Origin of the sequence: Mesorhizobium sp. (assembly GCF_004962245.1) — a bacterium.
Lineage (GTDB): Bacteria > Pseudomonadota > Alphaproteobacteria > Rhizobiales > Rhizobiaceae > Mesorhizobium.
The window spans coordinates 282,052-301,946 of the sequence record NZ_SUHQ01000001.1 but is presented as its reverse complement, the minus strand read 5'-3'; the positions used below and the strand labels follow the sequence as shown (position 1 = coordinate 301,946).

Annotated in this window: 20 protein-coding genes; 6 read left to right on the top strand and 14 right to left on the bottom strand. The window is 62.5% G+C overall.

Features of this window, described 5'->3' with window-relative positions; all coding sequences use genetic code 11:
- Nucleotides 1-88 precede the first annotated feature (88 nt).
- Together E5X88_RS01460 and E5X88_RS01455 are read left to right on the top strand one after the other, a co-directional pair.
- Nucleotides 89-2,650, top strand: a complete 2,562-nt coding sequence (locus tag E5X88_RS01460) for an FAD-dependent oxidoreductase (RefSeq protein ID WP_292157461.1) — start codon at nt 89-91, stop codon at nt 2,648-2,650.
- A 120-nt stretch (nt 2,651-2,770) separates the two neighbouring features.
- On the top strand, nt 2,771-3,619 hold the full coding sequence (locus E5X88_RS01455; protein WP_292157459.1) for a DUF1194 domain-containing protein: 849 nt from the start codon (nt 2,771-2,773) through the stop codon (nt 3,617-3,619).
- A gap of 76 nt (nt 3,620-3,695) precedes the next feature.
- On the opposite strand, the gene E5X88_RS01450 is transcribed toward E5X88_RS01455, so the two are convergent.
- The 3 genes from E5X88_RS01450 to E5X88_RS01440 all read right to left on the bottom strand — a co-directional run bounded on the left by E5X88_RS01450 (nt 3,696) and on the right by E5X88_RS01440 (nt 5,641).
- A complete protein-coding gene (locus E5X88_RS01450; protein WP_292157457.1) occupies nt 3,696-4,697 on the bottom strand; it encodes a GlxA family transcriptional regulator in 1,002 nt (333 codons plus the stop codon).
- 285 nt (nt 4,698-4,982) lie between these two features.
- Nucleotides 4,983-5,117 (bottom strand): hypothetical protein, encoded by a 135-nt coding sequence (locus tag E5X88_RS01445; protein ID WP_127853696.1) that lies wholly within the window; start codon nt 5,115-5,117, stop codon nt 4,983-4,985.
- Nucleotides 5,118-5,452: 335 nt separating this feature from the next.
- Complete coding sequence (locus tag E5X88_RS01440) at nt 5,453-5,641, bottom strand: hypothetical protein (protein WP_292157451.1); 189 nt, start codon at nt 5,639-5,641, stop codon at nt 5,453-5,455.
- Nucleotides 5,642-5,872: 231 nt separating this feature from the next.
- On the opposite strand from E5X88_RS01440, the gene E5X88_RS01435 reads away from it, so the two are divergent.
- The gene (locus E5X88_RS01435) at nt 5,873-6,772 is read left to right on the top strand and encodes a LysR substrate-binding domain-containing protein (RefSeq protein ID WP_097576400.1); all 900 of its coding nucleotides are present in this window, start codon (nt 5,873-5,875) and stop codon (nt 6,770-6,772) included.
- Nucleotide 6,773: 1 nt separating this feature from the next.
- On the opposite strand, the gene E5X88_RS01430 is transcribed toward E5X88_RS01435, so the two are convergent.
- From E5X88_RS01430 to E5X88_RS01390, 9 genes are all read right to left on the bottom strand, one after another.
- The gene (locus E5X88_RS01430) at nt 6,774-7,757 is read right to left on the bottom strand and encodes an alpha/beta hydrolase (RefSeq protein ID WP_292157448.1); all 984 of its coding nucleotides are present in this window, start codon (nt 7,755-7,757) and stop codon (nt 6,774-6,776) included.
- A 250-nt stretch (nt 7,758-8,007) separates the two neighbouring features.
- Nucleotides 8,008-8,193 carry a hypothetical protein gene (locus tag E5X88_RS01425; RefSeq protein WP_292157446.1) on the bottom strand — a complete coding sequence of 62 codons (186 nt, stop codon included), beginning with the start codon at nt 8,191-8,193 and terminating at the stop codon, nt 8,008-8,010.
- 191 nt (nt 8,194-8,384) lie between these two features.
- Entirely contained in the window at nt 8,385-10,454 is a 2,070-nt protein-coding gene (locus E5X88_RS01420; protein ID WP_292157443.1) for an ASKHA domain-containing protein, read from the bottom strand.
- A 125-nt stretch (nt 10,455-10,579) separates the two neighbouring features.
- Entirely contained in the window at nt 10,580-11,551 is a 972-nt protein-coding gene (locus tag E5X88_RS01415; protein ID WP_140639040.1) for a methyltetrahydrofolate cobalamin methyltransferase, read from the bottom strand.
- Between the two features lie 77 nt (nt 11,552-11,628).
- Nucleotides 11,629-12,720 carry a methylenetetrahydrofolate reductase gene (locus E5X88_RS01410; protein ID WP_292157439.1) on the bottom strand — a complete coding sequence of 364 codons (1,092 nt, stop codon included), beginning with the start codon at nt 12,718-12,720 and terminating at the stop codon, nt 11,629-11,631.
- Entirely contained in the window at nt 12,717-13,316 is a 600-nt protein-coding gene (locus E5X88_RS01405; RefSeq protein ID WP_292157438.1) for a methylenetetrahydrofolate reductase C-terminal domain-containing protein, read from the bottom strand. The genes E5X88_RS01410 and E5X88_RS01405 overlap by 4 nt, the downstream gene beginning before the upstream one ends.
- Nucleotides 13,309-13,611 carry a virulence factor gene (locus tag E5X88_RS01400; protein WP_292157436.1) on the bottom strand — a complete coding sequence of 101 codons (303 nt, stop codon included), beginning with the start codon at nt 13,609-13,611 and terminating at the stop codon, nt 13,309-13,311. The genes E5X88_RS01405 and E5X88_RS01400 overlap by 8 nt, the downstream gene beginning before the upstream one ends.
- Nucleotides 13,612-13,852: 241 nt before the next feature.
- A complete protein-coding gene (locus E5X88_RS01395; RefSeq protein WP_292157434.1) occupies nt 13,853-14,635 on the bottom strand; it encodes a formyl transferase in 783 nt (260 codons plus the stop codon).
- Nucleotides 14,636-14,734: 99 nt separating this feature from the next.
- Nucleotides 14,735-15,307, bottom strand: coding sequence for a DUF4893 domain-containing protein (locus E5X88_RS01390; RefSeq protein WP_292157432.1), 573 nt, complete (start codon nt 15,305-15,307; stop codon nt 14,735-14,737).
- 123 nt (nt 15,308-15,430) lie between these two features.
- On the opposite strand from E5X88_RS01390, the gene E5X88_RS01385 reads away from it, so the two are divergent.
- On the top strand, nt 15,431-16,354 hold the full coding sequence (locus E5X88_RS01385) for an NAD(P)-dependent oxidoreductase (RefSeq protein ID WP_292157430.1): 924 nt from the start codon (nt 15,431-15,433) through the stop codon (nt 16,352-16,354).
- Nucleotides 16,355-16,357: 3 nt separating this feature from the next.
- Here E5X88_RS01385 and E5X88_RS01380 read toward each other — a convergent pair whose 3' ends face one another.
- A complete protein-coding gene (locus E5X88_RS01380; RefSeq protein ID WP_292157428.1) occupies nt 16,358-16,987 on the bottom strand; it encodes a DUF1638 domain-containing protein in 630 nt (209 codons plus the stop codon).
- 55 nt (nt 16,988-17,042) lie between these two features.
- Here E5X88_RS01380 and E5X88_RS01375 point away from each other — a divergent pair, with 55 nt between their 5' ends.
- Entirely contained in the window at nt 17,043-17,183 is a 141-nt protein-coding gene (locus E5X88_RS01375) for an EncA/B family entericidin (protein ID WP_292157426.1), read from the top strand.
- A 78-nt stretch (nt 17,184-17,261) separates the two neighbouring features.
- Here E5X88_RS01375 and E5X88_RS01370 read toward each other — a convergent pair whose 3' ends face one another.
- Entirely contained in the window at nt 17,262-17,960 is a 699-nt protein-coding gene (locus E5X88_RS01370; protein WP_292157424.1) for a B12-binding domain-containing protein, read from the bottom strand.
- 292 nt (nt 17,961-18,252) lie between these two features.
- On the opposite strand from E5X88_RS01370, the gene E5X88_RS01365 reads away from it, so the two are divergent.
- Nucleotides 18,253-19,827 carry a trimethylamine methyltransferase family protein gene (locus E5X88_RS01365; RefSeq protein WP_292157422.1) on the top strand — a complete coding sequence of 525 codons (1,575 nt, stop codon included), beginning with the start codon at nt 18,253-18,255 and terminating at the stop codon, nt 19,825-19,827.
- Nucleotides 19,828-19,895: the final 68 nt, after the last annotated feature.

Sequence of the window (19,895 nt, the reverse complement as noted above, 5' to 3'; positions counted from 1 at the left end):
AGGCGGTAGCGCGATGGCCGTCGCCTGCATATTGTGCGCCGGTCAAGCGGGCGCCGGCGCCCGTAACAGCACTTTGGAGTCACGGGCAATGGCAGGGTTTCCGGAAAAGGCGAAGGTCGTCATCGTCGGGCTGGGCGGCATTGTCGGCGCGTCGGTCGCCCATCACCTGATCGAGCGCGGATGGGACGACATCGTCGGCATCGACAAATCAGGCATCCCGACCGATATCGGCTCGACGGCGCACGCCTCCGACTTCTGCTACACGACCAGCCATGATTTCCTGTCCTGCTGGACGACGCTCTACTCCATCGATTTCTACGAGAAGATGGGCCATTATGCGCGCATCGGCGGCCTCGAGATCGCCCGCGTCGGCGACGACGATCGCATGGAGGAGATCAAGCGCAAGATCGCCTCGGCAAAGGCCTTCGGCACGCGCGCCCGTCTGATCGATCCCGCCGAGATCAAGCAGAAGTTCCCTCTGATCGAAGAGCAGATGGTGCAGGGCGGCCTGTGGGATCCCGATGCCGGCCTCGTCATCCCGCGCTCGCAAACGGTTGCCGGCAAGCTGGTCGACCAGGCGGAAGCCTCCGGCAAGCTCAGGGCATTTGCGAACACGCCGGCCAGGTCGCTCGTCATCGAGAACGGACGCATCAAGGGCGTGGTGACCGACCGCGGCACCATCGAGGCCGACTATGTGGTGGTCTGCGCCGGTATCTGGGGCCGGTTGATCGCGGAAATGGCGGGCGAGGACCTGCCGGTCATGCCGATCGACCATCCGCTCACCTTCTTCGGGCCGTATACGGAGTTCGCCGGCACCGGCAAGGAGATCGGCTGGCCGCTGCTGCGCGACCAAGGCAATTCGGCCTATATGCGCGACACCGGCGACCCCAAGACCGCCGAAGGCGGGCAGATCGAATGGGGCTATTACGAAGAGACCAATCCGCGCCTTTGCCATCCGCGCGACCTTCTGGAGAAGAACCAGGCCCGTCTTTCGCCGTCGCAGCGCGACCTAGACATGGAACAGATCCTGGCGCCGCTCGAGCGCGCCATGGAACTGACGCCGATCCTGGGCGAACTGGGCTACAATGAGAGCCATTCCTTCAACGGGCTTCTGCAGGTAACAGCAGACGGCGGCCCCTCGATGGGAGAGAGCCAGAAGGTGCGGGGCCTCTGGTATGCCGTCGCGATCTGGGTCAAGGACGGTCCCGGCATGGGCAAGCTCATCGCCGACTGGATGACGGACGGTCGGACGTCGATAGACCACCACGCCATCGACTACTCGCGCTTCTACCCGCACCAGACGCAGGAGCAGTTCATCTGGGACCGCTGCACTGAAACGGCGATGAAAGTCTACAATCCGGCGGTCCACCCGCGCGAGCCCTTCTCAAAAGGCCGCAATTTGCGCCGCTCGCCGTTCTGGGAGCGCGAGAAGGAACTCGGCGGTTATTTCATGGAACTGGGCGGCTGGGAGCGCGCCCATGGCTATGCCGCCAACGAGCACCTGCTCGAGAAATACGGCAACCGGGTGCCACTGCGCCAAAACGAGTGGGACAGCCGCCATTTCTGGCGCGTCTCCAATGCCGAGCATCTCGCCATGAGCGAGGATTGCGGCATCGTGAACCTGTCGCATTTCGCGATGTACGACGTGGAAGGCCCGGATCATGTCGCGCTGATGGAATGGCTGTGCGCGGCCAAGATCGGCGGCGATGCCAACATCGGCAAGGGCATCTATACCCACTTCCTCGACGACGAGGGGATGGTGCGCGCCGACCTGACCGTGATCCGCATGGCCGACCGCTGCCGCGTCATCGACGGCGCCGATGCCGGCCCGCGCGACTTCCAGTACATGCGCAGGACGGCACAAGACAAAGGGTTCGATGTCACCGTTACGGACGTGACCGAAAAATACGTGACGATCGGCATCTGGGGTCCGAATGCGCGGTCGACGTTGCAGAAGGTCGTTGAGAACCCTGACGGGCTGGCGCCAGAGAATTTCGCCTTTGCCGCGATCAAACCCGTCAGGATCGCCGGAAAGGACGTGACCGCTTTCCGCATCTCCTATGTCGGCGAGCAGGGCTGGGAACTGCATATGCGATACGAAGACGGCCTGGCCGTCTGGGACGCGCTGCGCTCGACCGGCGTGATGGCTTTTGGCGTTGAGACCTATGCCAACAGCCGCCGCATGGAGAAGAGCCTGCGCCTGCAGAATGCCGACCTTCTGACCGAGTACAATCTGCTGGAGGCCGATCTTGCCCGACCGAAGGTCAAGGAGGCTGATTTCAGCGGCAAGGCGAAGCATCTGGAGTATCGCGCCCGCGCGCATCAGCCGGCCATGCTCTGCACGCTCGTGATGACCAACAATGTCGATTCCAGGGGCGTTGCCCGCTATCCAGTCGGCACGATGCCGGTGATGGACCCGGAAACGGGCGAGACGCTGGCCGACGAACTCGGCCGCCGATCCTTCACGACGTCGGTCGCCTACGGCCCGACCATCGGCAAGAACATCGCGCTGGCCTACTTGCCCTGGGCGTATTGCCAAGAGGGCCGCAAGCTGACTGTCGAGTATTTCGGCGAGACTTACCCGGTAGAAGTGGCCGCTGTAGGCTACAGGCCGCTCTACGACCCGGAAAACCTCAATCCGCGCAGCTGAGCGTTGATTGTTTGACGATCCTCCCACAACGGGGCGGACTCGCAAAAATGTGACGCAACGGCCCGGCCCGGCGCCGGGCTTTTCGCTTTGTGGAACGACAATTCTCGCTTACCTTGCGGCATGTCTGCTTTTTCCCGCGCAAGACATCTCCTCTCAGGCGCCGCCGCGCTGGTGCCGATGCTTGTGTTGGCGCCGGAATCCCTCGCCGCCGAGCCGGTCGATATCGAACTGGTGCTGGCGGTCGACGTTTCGCTTTCGATGTCGCCGGCCGAACTCGAAATCCAGCGTCAAGGCTATGTGGCGGCGCTGACGCATGACACGGTGCTGCAGGCCATCGCCGACGGCGCCTATGGCAAGATCGCCGTCACCTACGTCGAATGGGCCGGCACGACCTGGCAGCATGTCATCGTGCCGTGGACGGTAGTCGCCAGTCGTGGCGACGCCGAGCGCGTGGTCGAACAGCTCTCCGCCCATGCGCCCAGCAGCGCCCGGCGCACCTCGATTTCCGGTGCCCTGGAATTCGCCAGCGATCTCTTTGCCGAAAGCGGCTTTCAAGGCGTGAAGCGCGTCATCGACATTTCAGGCGATGGTCCCAACAATCAAGGCGCTCCCGTCGACATCACCCGTGACAGACTGGTCAAACAAGGCATCACCATCAATGGCCTGCCGCTGATGACCCGAAGCGGCTTCACCAGCGTTTACGACGTCAATTATCTCGACCGCTACTACACCGACTGCGTCATCGGTGGACCTGGCGCGTTCATGATCCCGGTCAATGATTGGACACAGTTTCCCGAAGCGATCCGCCGCAAGCTGATGCTTGAGCTTGCCGGGCCTGCCTCGCCGCAATGGGCGGCGGACGAAGCTGCGCATCCGCCGGTGGTGCTGGCGCAAGACAAGCCGGTCACCGACTGCCAGGTCGGTGAGAAAATGTGGCGCGACCGAAGCTGGATGTACGACAGCCGCTAGAGCGGCGAGCCTTCAAGTCGAAGCGTACCGCCGCTCTATCTTCTTATCTGAGATCGGATTATCCGAGATGTTGCCTTTACGCGACCAGCAACTGCTTACGGTCGACGCGCTCCTGCTGCGGCGAGCGTGCATAGAGTTCGCGGTAGCATTTGGAGAAGTGCGAGGCGGAGACGAACCCGCAAGCGACCGCCACTTCGACCACCGGCATCGCTGATTGGATCAGCAGGTGCCGGGCCCGGTCGAGCCGGATTTCCAGATAGTAGCGGGCAGGGGATCGTCCCATCTCGGTGCGGAACAGGCGCTCGATCTGGCGGCGCGACAGGTCGACGTGATCGGCGATCTCGATCAGGGATAGCGGCTCGGAAAGGTTTGCTTCCATCAATTCGATGATGGTCAGCACCTTGGAGTTCTGCACGCCAAGGCGCGCACGCAGCGGCAGGCGCTGCCGATCGGTCGGGCTGCGCACGCGGTCGGTCAGCACCTGCTCACACACCCGGTTGACGAGGCTCTCGTCGAAATCGTCGCCGATCAGCTTCAGCATCATGTCGAGCGCCGCAGTGCCGCCGGCGCAGGTGTAGATGTTCTGGTCGATCTCGAAGAGGTCGGCGAAGACATTGGCCTTCGGGAACGCCTCGGAAAAGCCCGGCAGGTTCTCCCAATGAATGGCGCAGCGCTTGTTGGACAACAGACCGGCGGCGGCCAGTATATGTGCGCCAGTGCACAGGCCGCCGACGGCGACGCCGCGATTGTATTCCTCGCGCAGCCAGGCGAAGGCCGATCTGTTCTGGTAGCGCTCGACATTGATGCCGCTGCAGACGACCGCCATGTTCGGCCGCTCGGGGCCGGACATCTTCTTGCGTTCGTCCTCCAGCGAGGTGTTGACTGCGCATTCGACGCCGTTCGAGGCGCGCACCGGCTTGCCGTCGATGCTGGCGAGCCGCCAGCGATAGGCCTCGTAGCCGAGCATCCGGTTGGCCGAGCGCAACGGATCGAGCGCCGTTGCAAAGGCGATCATGGTGAAATCGGGGACCAGGAAGAATACAAACGATCGCTTGATCGGATGATTTACGACGTTCACAGGAAAACCCTCACGCTGCAATGGCGCGAACAGGATGTCGCGATCAGCATAGCTGACATCAGGAAAAACCTTTCCTGTCAATTGGCTAGGCGGCAACGGAAAGACTTTATTTGCGACACGGGTCGCAAATGGGCAATCGCTATGCGGTTACGGGCTCGACATGCTGCCGGATTGAGCAAACGTGCCGGATGTGGCCGACGGACGACACATAGCCGCTTCGGCAAGGCCGAAGCGGCTATGATCGACTTCGAAGCAGCAAGGAGCGCCGCTTGCGAGCCTGTCAGATCAGGCGACGAAGCCGAGGCGCGCGGCGGCCATGGCGCCGGTCTGGCCCGGCATGGTGTTGGCAAGGCGCTGGCGCTCGAGTGCGGTCGTCAGGTTCATTTCACGGCGAGGGAAAAGGCGGGCAAAGAGCTTCATGATCATCTCCATTCAGTTGCTCAGACGGGTCGCCTTCGCTTGATGGAGTGGGGCAGCTCGTTGGCTGACGCTGATATAGGCTTACGTGAGGGGAAACTAAATCGCAAAAGCGAAGCACTTGACATGAAAAGCGACACGGAATGCGATAAATTTGGGCACTCTGCCCAAGGTTTACGATTATTTACAAGGCGTTAGTTCGAAATGTCGGCTGCTATGCAGCCCGTTCATATGCGCCATGCAGCGGCAGCATGGCTCGGAAAGTCGTCGACTACAAAATGAAAAGGCCTGCCGGGCAGCGTCTGCGCGGCAGGCCTTCAGCTTTGGATACACACGATTTATTTTGCTCCACCAGCCCAGGATCCGATGCCGTAGCGAGTGCCGGTCTTGGTGTCGGCGGCTTCAGGCCAGCCGATATCCTTCTGCAGTTCGATCGGCAGGGAGCGGATGGCGCGTTCGGTCTGGTAGCGGGCGCGAGCCGCGCTGATTTCGGTCGCTATGCGGCCGATGGATGACAGGATGGACATTTCATTCTCCTTTACTTTGGACCGGGAGTTCACCGGTCGCTCCGCATGCGAAGCGCTATTTCAGGTTTGTTTCAGCTTCATTTCGTGCCGATTGCAGATTCGTGTCGCGGTCGTTCAAGGCCCGCTTTCGATACGTCTGCCTTCGATGGAGTTGACTATCCTCCCAAAGTGATGTTCAATCAAACGAAATGGAATGATCGTTTGTATCAGAAAAATTGAAGGTCGATCCCGATGAACGCCCCACTCAATCATCCATTGCCGCTGCTCGATCTCGACGTCTTGCGTACGTTCGTGGCGATCGCCGAGACCGGCAGTTTCACCACTGCGGCCAATGCCGTCTTCCGCACGCCGTCGGCCGTCTCCATGCAGATCAAGAAGCTGGAGGACATTCTCGGCCGCTCCGTGTTCGCGCGCGACGCACGCTCGGTGACGCTGACCACGGATGGCGAGATGCTGCTCGGCTACGCCCGCCGCCTGTTGTCGATCAACCGCGAGGTGGTGTCCAAGTTCATCATCCCCGACATTGTCGGGGTGGTGCGGCTCGGCTCGCCTGATGACTATGGCGAGCGCGTGTTGCCGCATGTGCTGAAGCGTTTTGCGCAGTCGCATCCTTCGATCGCGGTCGACGTCACCATCGACCAGAGCAGCAATCTGCGCCGGCGCATGGACGACCGGGCGCTCGACATCACGCTGCTCACCAACTCCTACAAGACCAGCGCGCTCGGCGCCGAAGTGCTGCTCACCGAACCGATCGTCTGGGCCGGCGCCAAGGGCGGCTGCGCGCATCTGCGCGAACCGTTGCCTGTTTCCTTGTGGGAAGAGGGTTGTGCCTGGCGGGCAGGGGCGCTCGAGGCGCTCGGCCGCGAGGGCCGTAACTACCGCATCGCCTATATGAGCGCGCATACGGCCGGCCAGCGCGCCGCCATTATGTCCGACCTTGCGGTGGCGCCACTGCCGAAATCCTTCCTCGGCAACGACATGGTGGAGCTTTGCCCGAAGGACGGCATGCCCGATATCGGCACCTACAACCTCGCCATGGTCGTGGCGCCGGACGCCAGCGCGCCGGTCAAGGCAGTCGCCGACCATATCCGCGCGACCTTCGAGGTGTTCAGGGAAACCGGGAAGTTCTGATTCAGGACCTCAACGGCGCAGCCAGGCCATGAGCGGTGACGCCGCGATCTGGCTTCTGCAGCGAGAGTTCGCCGACTTTGGCTTGATATATCTCGGTTTCGCTGCCCAAAAACGCCACGATGCTGTCGCGCGCGCGCCGCGCCTCTGGCATGTCGATCAACGGCCAGACATGGAACATGCCTTGCTCGTAGACGACCTCAATTTCGACGCCGGCGGCGCGGGCCTTTTGCGCGAAAATCAGGTTGTCGGGGCTGAGCATATCGCGCGAACCGGTCAGCAACAGCGTTTTCGGCAATACGGACAAATCGCCATAAAGCGGGCTGATACGCCAGTCGCTGGAATCTATGCCGGCGCTGTATAGCCGGACAGCCTCCAGCCCGCCCGGGATGCCCAGCCAAGGGTCGTTGCGTTCCGCCTCGAACACTTCGGGATTGGCGAGCGATACGTCGAGGCCGGGCGAAATCAGCACATGGCGCGACGGCAAGGGCAGCGCATCTTCCGCGGCCATCATGGTCAGCACCACGGCCATGTTGCCGCCGGCGGAATCGCCCATGAAGACGATGTCTTGCGCTACCGCTTCATCGAGTATCTGACGGTAGACCTTGCCGACCATGCCGAACATGGCGTGGAAATCGTGTTCGGGAGCGATGGGATAGATCGGCACTGTGATGCCGAAGCCCAGCCGGTCGGCCATATCGGCGATCAGTCCCCAGTGATAGGACGTGATTTGAAAGACATAGGCGCCGCCATGCAGGTAGAGAATCCGCCTTCGCTCGCCGGCCTTTGGCGCGATTTCGTAGACGGGAAAGCCGTCAACGCTGCGTGTCGTGACGTCGAAACGCGATCGTAGCGAGGCGGGCGGCCGGTGGTCCTCCGTCTTGCGCGCATAGGCGATCCAGCGCTGCAGGTTTTCCGGGCTCGAAAACGCCTTCTTGCGGCTGTGCCTGAGCACGAAGGACACGACGTGGCTTTTGAGACTGGGCATGCGGACACACGGACTTCGGCTGAGCTGACTAAGAGAACCCCCAATACCGAAGATTGTACCTCCACCCAGAATGTCAAGATTTGCGCGGTGTCAACACGGTGGTGTGATTGCGGCTCCACCGCACTGGTCGCCGCCTGCGGCGCTCAGCGCCGAGGCAACAGGGCGGCGCGCAGCCGACGGTCGCTTGCCGCCGAAGCCGTATGACGGCTTCGGCGCCTGGCCAGCAGCTTGCATTTGTCGGCGAAGGTCATCAGCGCGCCGAGCCCAAAAGCAGGGCCGACAAGGTGGCCTGTGGGTCGTTGCGCGGCGACGACGGCCAGCCGATATCCTTCTGGATTTCGGGCGGCAGGCTGTTCAAGGCCCGGACGGACCTGTTCCTGTCGTGTGCATGCTTGATGGCCGTACCAAAGCGACCGAGGCTTTCGAACATCGACATCTTCATCTCCCTTGGAGTGTTGCGGCGGCTGAAAGCTATTTCCTGCCTGCCGTTCGATGCCGATTAAATGCTCCCTGCATGTATCTGGTGGATTTCACGAAAACAGCGTCTTCGTTTCCAGATCGGTCGATCTGGAAACATATGCATACAAATGAAATTAGGGGTGAAGGGCCGCTTCCGCCAGCGGGATGTTACCCCCGGCCGCGCCGGGCGGCGTGGCCTTCGCGCGAACGTCGCCGCGGGGCGGCGTCGCCGGCAATGCCGTCTTCGCTGACCGTCTTGCGCGGCGGCAGTTTCACCGCCGCGGACAGTTTTGGGAACGGGTCGATCTTGTTCGGCAGCGCCATGGCGTAGACGAAGTGCTCCTGGAATTTTGGCTCCAGCGCGGTCTCGATCTTCTCGATCCGGCTCACCGTCTCCTCGATCTCGCGGCGATAGCCGCGATTGAGCAGCGCCATGCGTGCGCCGGCGCCGGCGGCGTTGCCGACGGCTGAAACCTTGTCGAGATCGCAGTCGGGGATCAGTCCCAGCACCATGGCGTATTTCGGATCGATGAAGGAGCCGAAGGCGCCGGCGAAATGGATGCGGTCGACGTGGTCGGTGTGCTGCTTTTCCATCAACAGCTTGGTGCCGGCATAAAGGGCGGCCTTGGCGAGCTGGATGGCGCGCACGTCGGTCTGGGTGATGGTGATCCTGGGCTCGCCTTCCTTCAGCACATAAGAGAAGGTTCGGCCATGAGCGGTGACGCGCGGCGAGCGGGCGGAGAGCGCGCCATCGATAACGCCGTCCTCGGAGATGATGCCGGCCAGATACATCTCGGCGACCACCTCGATGATGCCGGAGCCGCAGATGCCGGTGACGCCGGTCGTCTGCACGCTGTCGAGGAAGCCAGGCTCGTCGGACCACAGCTCCGAGCCGATGACCCGGTATTTCGGCTCCAGCGTGTCGGGATCGATGCGGACGCGCTCTATGGCGCCGGGTGCGGCGCGCTGGCCACCGGAGATTTCCGCACCCTCGAAGGCCGGGCCGGTGGGCGATGAGGCCGCCACGACCCGCTGGCGATTGCCGAGCACGATCTCGGCATTGGTGCCGACATCGACGATCAGCATCATCTCGTCCTGGCGGTGCGGACCTTCCGAGAGCGTCACCGCGGCCGCGTCGGCGCCAACATGGCCGGCGATGCAAGGCAGCATGTAGAGCCTGGCGCCCTGGTTGAGCTTCAGACCGATATCCGACGCCTTGATGTGCACAGCACCCGAGACGGCCAGCGCGAAGGGCGCGCCGCCGAGTTCGGTCGGGTCGATGCCGAGGAACAGATGGTGCATGATCGGGTTGCCGACGAAGACCGAATCCAGGATGTCGTTGCGCTGAACGTTGCCTTCCGCACAGACCTTGTCGACGAGGCCGGAGATCGCCTCGCGCACCGCGACCGTCATGCCTTCGCGGCCGTCCGGGTTCATCATCACATAGGAAACACGGCTCATCAGATCCTCGCCGAAGCGAATCTGTGGGTTTGATGTGCCCGACGAGGCGGCGACGCGGCCCGACAGCAGCGACACCAGATGCATGGCGATGGTGGTCGAGCCGATATCGCAGGCAAGCCCGTAGGCCTCGTTCTTGAGACCGGGCCACAAAGAGATGACCCGCGCGGTCTCGCTTTCGGCATCCTTGTGGATCGCGGCGGTCGCGGTCCAGTTGCCCTTGCGCAAGATGCCTTGCACCTGCGGCAACAGATGGAAATCGAAATCGAGGCTCTTGAGCCCCCAGTCCTTCATCAGCGCGATCTTCAGGCGATCGAGATCGCCTGAAGGATTGTGCATGTCGGGCTCTTCGATCTCGACATAGCACATGTGGATTGCCGAATCGCGGGCGATGACCCTGGTGTCGGCGTCCTTGCGGATGGTCTGCGCGTTGATGACGGTGTCCTGCGGCACGTCGACAACGAGGTCGCCGAGGATCTGCGCCGAGCAGGACAGGCGGCGCCGTTCGGGCAGGCCGCGCACGCGTTCGTAGCGCTCTTCCTTGGCGCCCTTGGGCGAGATGTGGTCGTTGGAGGAAACGATCTTGTGCTTGGCGAAATTGCCTTCCTGCACCTCGATCTGGCAGCGCCCGCAGGTAGCGCGTCCGCCGCACACGCTCTCGACATAGACGCCGAGCTGGCGCGCGGCATCGAGCACCGGCGTGCCGACCGGAAACCGCCCGCGCTTGCCGGACGGCATGAACAGCACGAGCGGATCGGTGATGTTGGCAGGAGAGTTCATCCGTTCCAGACTTTACTTTCTAAGTTGCGCGAACCTTGAAACCTGGGCCGCGACACCGGTGCCGCGGTTCGAACCCGTTCCTCCCAACAGTTCTAAGCACCATATCGTGTCGGCCAAGCCGTGGCTCAACCCCGGGCCATCCGGGCTTCACGGCCGCCGCGCCGGCGGCCGCCATTGCCGCCTTCGCCGGGCGCGTTGACCGCCGTCGGGGCCGCTACCGCCTGGCCGCCTTCGGCCGGCTTGTAGTCCTTGTAGGTCCTGATCCAGTTGGTGCAGTTCTCGTCGGTGCCATTCAGCACATTGGCGCCGCGCACCGCTTCCATCTCCTGCGGACGCACCGGGTTCATGATCGCCGAGGTCATGCCGGCGCCGATCACCATCGGGATGAAGGCGGCGTTGATGCCGTGGCGATGTGGCAGGCCGAAGGAGATGTTGGAGAGGCCGCAGGTGGTGTTGACCTTGAGCTCCTCGCGCAGGCGACGCAGCAGCGCGAACACCTGGCGGCCGGCATCGCCCAGCGCGCCGATCGGCATGACCAGCGGGTCGACGACCACGTCATGCGCGGGAATGCCGAAATCGGCGCAGCGCTCGACGATCTTCTTGGCGACGGCAAAGCGCACATCCGGATCCATCGAAATGCCGGTCTCGTCGTTGGAAATGGCGACCACCGGAACGTTGTATTTCTTGATCAGCGGCAGGATGGCCTCAAGCTTTTCTTCCTCGCCGGTAACGGAATTCACCAGCGGCCGGCCCTTGGCGACCTTGAGCGCCGCCTCGATCGCGGCGGTCACCGAACTGTCGATCGACAACGGCAGGTCGACCAGGCCCTGCACGATCTCCAGCGTCTGCACCAGCAGTGCCGGTTCGGTTGCGTTGGGATCGACGGCGGTGACACCGGCATTGACGTCGAGCATCGTCGCGCCGCAGGCGGCCTGTTCCAGCGCGTCCTTGATGACAGTCTCGAAATTGCCCGCCACCATCTCCGCGGCCAGCTTCTTGCGGCCGGTCGGGTTGATGCGCTCGCCGATCACGCAGAAGGGCTGATCGAATCCGATAATGATCTCTCGTGTCGCCGAGGCGACGATGGTGCGGGTCATGAAAACCTCTCTCCGTCGTGATATAAAGATTTCTTTATATCGTTATCTGATTTCGTTCAAGCGGACGGTGCCCGCCGTCAATGCGCGGTCTTGACCATGTCCACCTGGGTTTCGGTAATCTCGTCGTGCAGTATGTGGTCGAGCCGATCGGCAACCAGCTGGTCATCGCGGCGGATTTCCCGCTTCCACGGCTGCCGGCCCTTCAGCACGCCCGATTCATCGACGATCTCGGCGACATATTCCTCCTGGCGGTAGGCCATCACATGGACGCCGGAGACGCCGGGAATTTCCTTCACCTCGTTGATGATGTCGATGCAGAGCTGCTTGCCTTCCTTCTTCTGGTCCTGGGCGCCTTCCAGCCGCTTGACGACTTGGTCGGGGATATGGATGCCCGGCACGTTGGAGCGGATCCATTTGGCTGTTTTGGCCGAGGCTAGCGGCCCGACGCCGCACAGGATGAAGCATTTTTCCGTGAAGCCGAGATCGCGGACCTTCTGCATGTAGGCGCGGAACATCGGCACGTCGAAGCAGTACTGGCTCTGCACGAACTGCGCGCCGGCAGCGATCTTCTTGCCTAGCCGATGCGGGCGGAAATCGATTGGCGGCGCGAAAGGATTGATCGCCGCGCCCAGGAAAAGCTGCGGCGGCGTCGTCAGCTTGCGGCCGGACAGGAACTTGCCGTTGTCGCGCATGATGCGGCAGGTTTCTAGGAGCGACATGCAGTCGAGGTCGAACACCGGCTTGGCGCCGGGTTGGTCGCCGGCCTGCACGCCGTCGCCGGTCAGGCAAAGCATATTGGCGACGCCCATCGCCGCTCCACCCAGCACGTCGCCCTGGATGGCGATGCGGTTCCTGTCGCGGCAGGCGATCTGCATGATCGGGGCATAGCCCATGCGGGTCAGCAGCGCACAGATGCCGACCGAGGACATGTGGCAGTTGGCGCCCGACGCGTCGACGGCGTTGATGGCGTCGACCCAGCCGTCGAAGATCTTGGCGCGGTTGTAGACGTCTTCGGGATCGGCACTGTCGGGCGGGTTGAGCTCGGTCGTTACCGCGAACTCGCCGCGCCTCAGGACGCGCTCCAAGCGTCCGCGCGAGGTGTGGCCGGGCAGGGGATCGAGCGGCAGATGGATGCCGGCCGGGTTCTCGTCGCGCTGGCGGCCGTTCATACCGGGGCCCCAGGGTTCGCGGCGTTGCGGGCCGCTTCGCGCGCGGCCGCAGCCTGCGCAGTCACCCGCAGCCAGGCCGAAGTCTCGCGCAGCGACTGGTCGACCGGTTTCTGCACGTCGAGGATCCTGTCGCCATGCACCATGTTGCGCGAGCCTTCCCAGGCCTTGACCCAGACGCAGGGCATATCAGGCTCGACCTCGCAATTGCCGTTGGCGCGCACACCGCCGCAGGGGCCATTGCGCAATTGCTTGGGGCAGTTCATCGGGCACGACATACCGGTGGAGGAAAGGATGCACTGGCCGCACATGCGGCAGTCGAACATAAAACCCTTGACGCGTTTTTCGACGAATTTGACCGGGCCTTCGACGCGGCTGTAGCCGATGCCCTTCCACAGCGGGTGAAAAGCCAGGAACATGTCGGCGAACCTAGCGTAGAACCATTCGAGCAGTCGCGAATGCCGTACGGACCATAGCCTGACCGCAAACGAGCGCTGCACGCGCCGCTGTGGCGACACGTCGGCTGGCTTGTAGTCGGATTTCGGCGCTGCCTTCTTGACCAGCGTGGCCTGGGTAATCGCCGGGGTCGTTTCAGGCATCTTCTTTCCCGCCTGCCTTTACCAGAGCGACCAGCCGCTCGCGGTCGTATTTCGCGTCGAGGTCCTGAAGGGCTTTTTCGGCCTCGCTTTCAAGGTCGTCGCTGACCGGTACGGGGTCGGCCTTGCGCCATTCGGCCAGATAGTCGTCGGTGCCACCGGCGCCGGTGCGCATCGCGCACATGTCGATCGCCTCGGTGAAGCGCAGCGGCAGTTCGCGCTTGGCGTTCTGCCGGCCCTTCTTGACGATGACCTGGGCGGGGATGTCGCGCCAGTAGACGACGATCAGATCGGCCATGAATTCTCACTCCTGTAGGGCGCCGTACGTCCAGTTTGGACGCACAAGGGACGCTCTACCACTTTCACTCAACTGCATGGTGCCTTCCGGAGATCGATTCCGGTCTTCGGGGCCGATGCAGTGGTTCGAGCATTGCCGGAAGCGCTGTTGGGCTGCTTGTTATGGGACGACGCGCGCGCATTCAAAAGCGACGCAATGGGAGGTCGCAGAGGGAAAGCCGAAAATCTTGGGAATGGCGTGGCTACCAAACCCGCTTTGTCATGCCGGTCCAGAGATAGAACCAGATCGTCGGATGGTACCATTGTTTCGAAGGCAGGCCGGGATCTGATGTGACAAGCTTGCCGGCCAGTGCTTCCCTGACCGCCTCGACGCAGATGTCGCGCGAGAACGCCGCCTGCCGCAGCGCGTAGCTTGAAATCGTGTCGCCTGCCTCGGGCTTGCCGCGTGCCTGCAGCAGCACGCCGCCAGTGTCGACGCCGGCGTCGACCAGATGCACCGTGGTGCCAAAATTCTGCGCATCGCCCGAGGCCAGCGCCCAGTAGCCGCCGTTCATGCCGCGATATTTAGGAGCGATGCCGGCATGGTAATTGAGGACCGGGCAAGGGATTTTCGCCAGCGTCTGCCTCGACAGCAGGCGGCAGCCGGCGAGCAGCACGACGCCGGGCTGGATTTCCTCGATCGCCTGCAAACACTCCGGCGCATTGGCCGAGGGAACGTGGATGATCGCTTGTCCGGGCTTCGGTTCCGTCTGCAGCTTCTGTTCAGCGATCATGCGCGCCGCGTGCCCGGCGAAAAACCGCTTGCCAAGCCGCGTCAGCACCATCGTGCCAAGCTGCCCGGCGGCCTGTAACCAGCCTTGGCGGCGCGCACGCCCGATCAGCAATTGCTTTTTGGATTCAGGGGTTTCGAGGATGACGCTGACAGGTCCCAGCCGGTCAGTGATGGCGTTCACGATGGCCCAGATATGCGGCCCGCCTTCAGTGACGACGACTATCGGCCGCGGATTTGAGTTCAACGGTTCCATCGTTTGTGCCCGCCCCGAAAAGACCTGCTCTCAGCGCGCCGGATGCTAGACCGCCCGGGTTAATCCTTGGTGATCGGTTTGGGTGTCAGGGCTGCGGGCTCAGCGCTTGAGCTCGAGGATGTCGAGTTTCGATTCGTAGTAGGGCGCGGGGAATTCGATGCGCCATTCGTCGGCACTGTTGCGAAAGGCGTAGCCGACCTGGTCGCCCTGTGGGCCGCTGCCATAGGGTTTTGCCGGATCGTTGTTGACGGAGAAGGAGCCGAGATAGATCGAGCGCTTTTCGCCGTCATCAAAGAAACGGCCCTTGGTGCGTTGCGAGCCGGTGATCTTTTCCAGCATCCAGCCCGAACCATCGTCGCTCACCTTGCACTTGAACCAGCTATAGATGACGAGCGGGCTCAGTCCGCCAACCTTGATGGTACGGCACTGCCAGCTCCCGGTCAGGTCCGTGTCGGAAAAGGAGACCAGCGGCTTTGCCAGCAAGGCGTCGAGCTGCTTGACCTCGGCAGCGTCGCCAGCCTTGGCTTCATCAAGGGCTGTCTTGCGCGTCTCGTCATACTTGTCGAGCCGTGCCTTGTCGGCGGGCGTAATGAGCTTCTGCACCTCGCCGTCGGCGAGCGCGGGCAGGGCGAAGCAGGCAATGCCTGCGGCAATCATGAGGCGAGCGATCATCGGTGCGTTTCCCGGTCGATGGCTGGAACAGCCTGTTTTCCCGTTTGGCTCATAACTTACCTGCTCGCGGCGACCTGTCATCCATGCTTAACAGTGGCCAGGTTAAAAATCCTGGCTTCACCGATGCGGATATTGCTTACGGGATCATCAGGCTGGTTGGGCAGCGCGCTCGCGCCGCGGCTGCGGGCTTTTGGCCATGACGTCGTCGGCCTCGATCCCGTCCCGTCGGCGGAAACGCAGATGATCGGCTCGGTCGCCGATCGTGATCTGGTCATGCGGATGGTCAGGGAAAACCGCATCGAGGCGATCGTCCACAGCGGCGCGCTGCACAAGCCTGATATCGAACACAACCGCAACGAGGATTTCATCGAGGCGAATGTGCGCGGCACGCTCAATCTGCTCGACGCGGCGGTGGCATCAGGTATCAAGCGCTTCGTCTTTACGTCGACGACCTCGCTGATGATCTCGAAAGCCATACGTGCCGGCTTCACCGGGGGCGCGCGCAAGGCCGCCTGGCTGACGGAAGAGATGTCGCCCGAGCCGCGCAACATCTACGGCGTCACCAAGCTTTCGGCCGAACATCTTTGCCGTCTGTACCACATCGAGCACCGCCTGCCTGTGGTCGTGCTGCGCACCGCCCGGTTCTTTCCCGAGGCAGACGACACGGCGCACGCCATCGAGCAGTCGGATGCCAACACCAAGGCCAATGAGCTGCTGTTTCGCCGGCTGACCGTGGAAGATGCCGCCGAGGCCCATATCGCGGCGCTGGACAAGGCGCCACAACTGGGCTTCGACATATTCATCGTCTCGGCGCCAACGCCGTTCCGGCCCGATGATTGCGCGGCATTGATCGCCGACGCGCCGTCCGTCGTTGCGCGCTATTTTCCGGAGTTTCCGGCGCTCTATGCGCGGAAGGGCTGGACGATGTTTTCCTCGATTGACCGCGTCTACGACGCCTCGCGGGCGAGGGACAGGCTTGGCTTCGTCTGCAGGACGAGCTTTGCCGATGTGCTCACGGCGATCGCGGCCGAAGAGGCGCCTCCCTGATCGTCAGCGGATGGTCGCGGCTTGCGCCAGTTCCGTCGTCAGATCGCCATAACCGGTCGAGCGGCGCTCATAGACGAGGCCAAGCATTTTGGCGGCTTTCTCGGCGACCTTGTCGAGTTCCGGATCGTCGGTCTGGGCGATGTAGACCAGCTTCTCGTAATTGCCGAAATAGTCCTTGATCAGCTCCGGGTGCTTGTCGAGGCCAAGCGGCTTCATGAAGAAGGCGTCGAACTGCCGGCACAGGAAGTCGGTCATGTAGAACGACATCATGTCGTCGTCGGCGATTTTCGCATAGGCGTCCATGCCCTGGTAGAAAGCAAAGCAGTGCGGCCCGGCCATGCGCTCGACGCCGTGCTTCTCGCAGACGCGGTCGAGCAGGCCGCCGGTGCCGCAATCGGCGTAGCCGACGAAGATGTTTCTGTAGCCGTCCGCCTTGGCCTTCTCGATCGCCTTGTCCATGGCCGGCGCGATGCGATCCGGGTAGAAATGGAACTCCGCCGGCAGGCAGGTCAGGTCGAGATGGCCGAGCGCCAGTTGCTCCTTGACGGCCAGAACTTCGCGCGCAATCATCCCGCAGGCGATGACGAGCAGCCTGTCGCCTTGATCGGGTTGTAGTTTTCGCACGGCGCTCATAAAACGGTTCGTTGCTATTGATTTTCGAGTCTATCGAACGAGGGAGACACCGTCCATGAAACTGTTGCGCCTTGGCCCCATCGCCATTCTTGCTTGCGCCCTGACTCTTTCGGCCTGCGCCAACACGATCCGTGGCGTCGGCAAGGACGTCAAATCGACCGCAAACGCAGTTGAGGACACGGTCGAGAATCCCTGATCCCACAATCTCCTCAGCATCTGGGAATAAAAAAGCCGCGCTGCAAGGCGCGGCTTTTTGATAAACGCCTTGCTTGGTTCAGGCCGAAGCGCGGACGTTGTGCTTGCGCTTCATGAAGTCCTTCGCGGTCTCGACCGCCACCGCCGCGTCGCGACAATAGGCGTCGGCGCCGACGGCCTTGCCGAATTCTTCGTTGAGCGGCGCGCCGCCGACCAGCACGACATAGTCGTCGCGGATGCCCTTTTCCTTCATCGTGTCGATGACGACCTTCATGTAGGGCATGGTCGTCGTCAGCAGCGCCGACATGCCGACGATGTCAGGCTTGTGCTGCTCGATGGCATCGAGATACTTCTCGACCGCATTGTTGATGCCGAGGTCGATGACGTCGAAGCCGGCACCTTCCATCATCATGCCGACGAGGTTCTTGCCGATGTCGTGGATGTCGCCCTTGACGGTGCCGATCACCATCTTGCCCTGCTTCGGCGCGCCAGTGGCGACGAGCAGCGGACGCAGGATGAACATGCCCGCCTTCATCGCGTTGGCGGATAGCAGCACTTCCGGCACGAACAGGATGCCGTCGCGGAAATCCTCGCCGACGATGCGCATGCCTTCGACCAGCGCCTCCGTCAGGACCTTGTAGGGTGCCCAGCCGCGCTCGAGGAGGATGTTGGTGCCTTCCTCGATCTCTTCCTTCAGCCCGTCATAAAGGTCGTCGTGCATCTGCTGCACGAGTTCGTCGTCGGACAGCTCGGAAAGGATGATCTCGTCGTCGGCCATTTTTAATCCAGCTCCTTGCCGCACGGATACAGTTGCGGGGCCTCAAATATCACGTCGATATCTAACCCGCTACGGGCATGCATCCATAGCTGATTTGCGACTTCCCGCAAAAGGAAAGCGACCGCAAATCTATTGGAATTCTTGTCGATTTTGCGACAGGCGTTGGCGCTGGCGGGCCGTTTCGAATAGGGTGCATGACTACGATCCGGCCAGAAGCCGCGATATGCGGGCGCAAACGGATTTCTGGCCAGAACAGAATTCAGGCCAGAACAAAAGTCAGGGAAGAACGATCATGAGTGAAAACGCGCCGGTCGACCAGGAAGCGTCAAACGCGCGGCGTGGACGTGCCGCCAGCGGTGGCGCCGCTGCCCGGCGGGCAGCGCGCTCGGGTGGCGGTCCCGGCACCCAGCTCACCTACATCAAGCGCAAGATCAATGTCTACGAGGTGCTGGACGAGGAAGGGCTGGCGCTGATCGAGAAGAACACCGACACGGTGCTCGAGGAGATCGGCATCATCTTCCGCGACGACGCCGAGGCGCTACAGCTTTGGAAAGAGGCAGGCGCCGACGTCAAGGGCGAGCGCGTGCATTTCCCGAAGGGCCTCTGCCGCTCGTTGCTGAAGACAGCGCCGTCCCTCTATACACAGCACGCCCGCAACGCCGAGCGCTCGGTGCAGATCGGCGGCAACGCCACGGTCTTTGCGCCGGTCTACGGACCGCCCTTCGTGCGCGACCTCGACGGCGTCAGGCGCTATGCGACGATCGAGGATTTCCAGAATTTCGTGAAGCTCGCCTATATGGCGCCGTCGATCCACCATTCTGGTGGCACGGTGTGCGAGCCGGTTGACGTGCCAGTCAACAAGCGCCATCTCGACATGGTCTACAGCCACATCAAATACTCGGATAAGCCGTTCATGGGCTCGGTCACCGCGCCGGAGCGCGCCGAAGACACGGTGGCGATGGCCAAGATCGTGTTCGGCGACGATTTCGTCGAGAACAACACGGTGCTGACCAGCCTGATCAACGCCAATTCGCCGATGGTGTTCGACGAGACCATGCTGGGGGCGCTGAAAGTCTATTCGCGCCACAACCAGGCCTGCATCGTCACGCCGTTCATCCTTGCAGGCGCGATGAGCCCGGTGACGGTCGCCGGCACGCTGACGCAGGTTCTGGCCGAAGTGCTGGCCGGCGCGTCGTTCACGCAACTGATCCGTCCCGGCGCACCGGTGCTGTTCGGCACCTTCGCCTCGTCGATCTCGATGCAGTCGGGCGCGCCGACCTTCGGCACGCCTGAACCGTCGCTGGTCTCTTATGGCGCGGCGCAGCTCGCCCGCCGGCTTGGCCTGCCGTTCCGCACCGGCGGCTCGCTCTGTGCTTCGAAGATACCGGACGCGCAGGCGGCGTATGAGAGCGCCAACACGCTGAACTCGACGATCCTTGCCGGCACCAATTTCGTGCTGCACTCGGCTGGCTGGCTCGAAGGCGGGCTCGCCTCCTGCTACGAAAAGTTCATGATGGACATCGACCAGCTCGGCATGATGCAGAAATTCTCCGAAGGCGTCGACCTGTCGGAAAACGGCCAGGCGATGGATGCCATCCGCCAGGTCGGCCCGGGCAGCCACTATCTCGGCTGTGACCACACCCAGGCCAATTTCCAGACCGCCTTCTACCGTTCCAACATCGCCGACAACAATTCCTACGAGCAATGGCTGGCCGAGGGCGAAAAGACCGCGCCGCAGCGCGCCAACGAACTCGCCCGCCGCTGGCTGGAAAGCTACGAGGCGCCGCATCTCGATCAGGGTATCGACGATGGGCTGAAGGACTTCATCGCCAGGAAGAAGGCATCGATGGCCGACGCCTTCACTTGAAAGGAGCCCGAGTCAGGCGGGGCTAAAGTCGCCAACATCATCCATAAGGAAGTCTGGCGGAGCGCCTT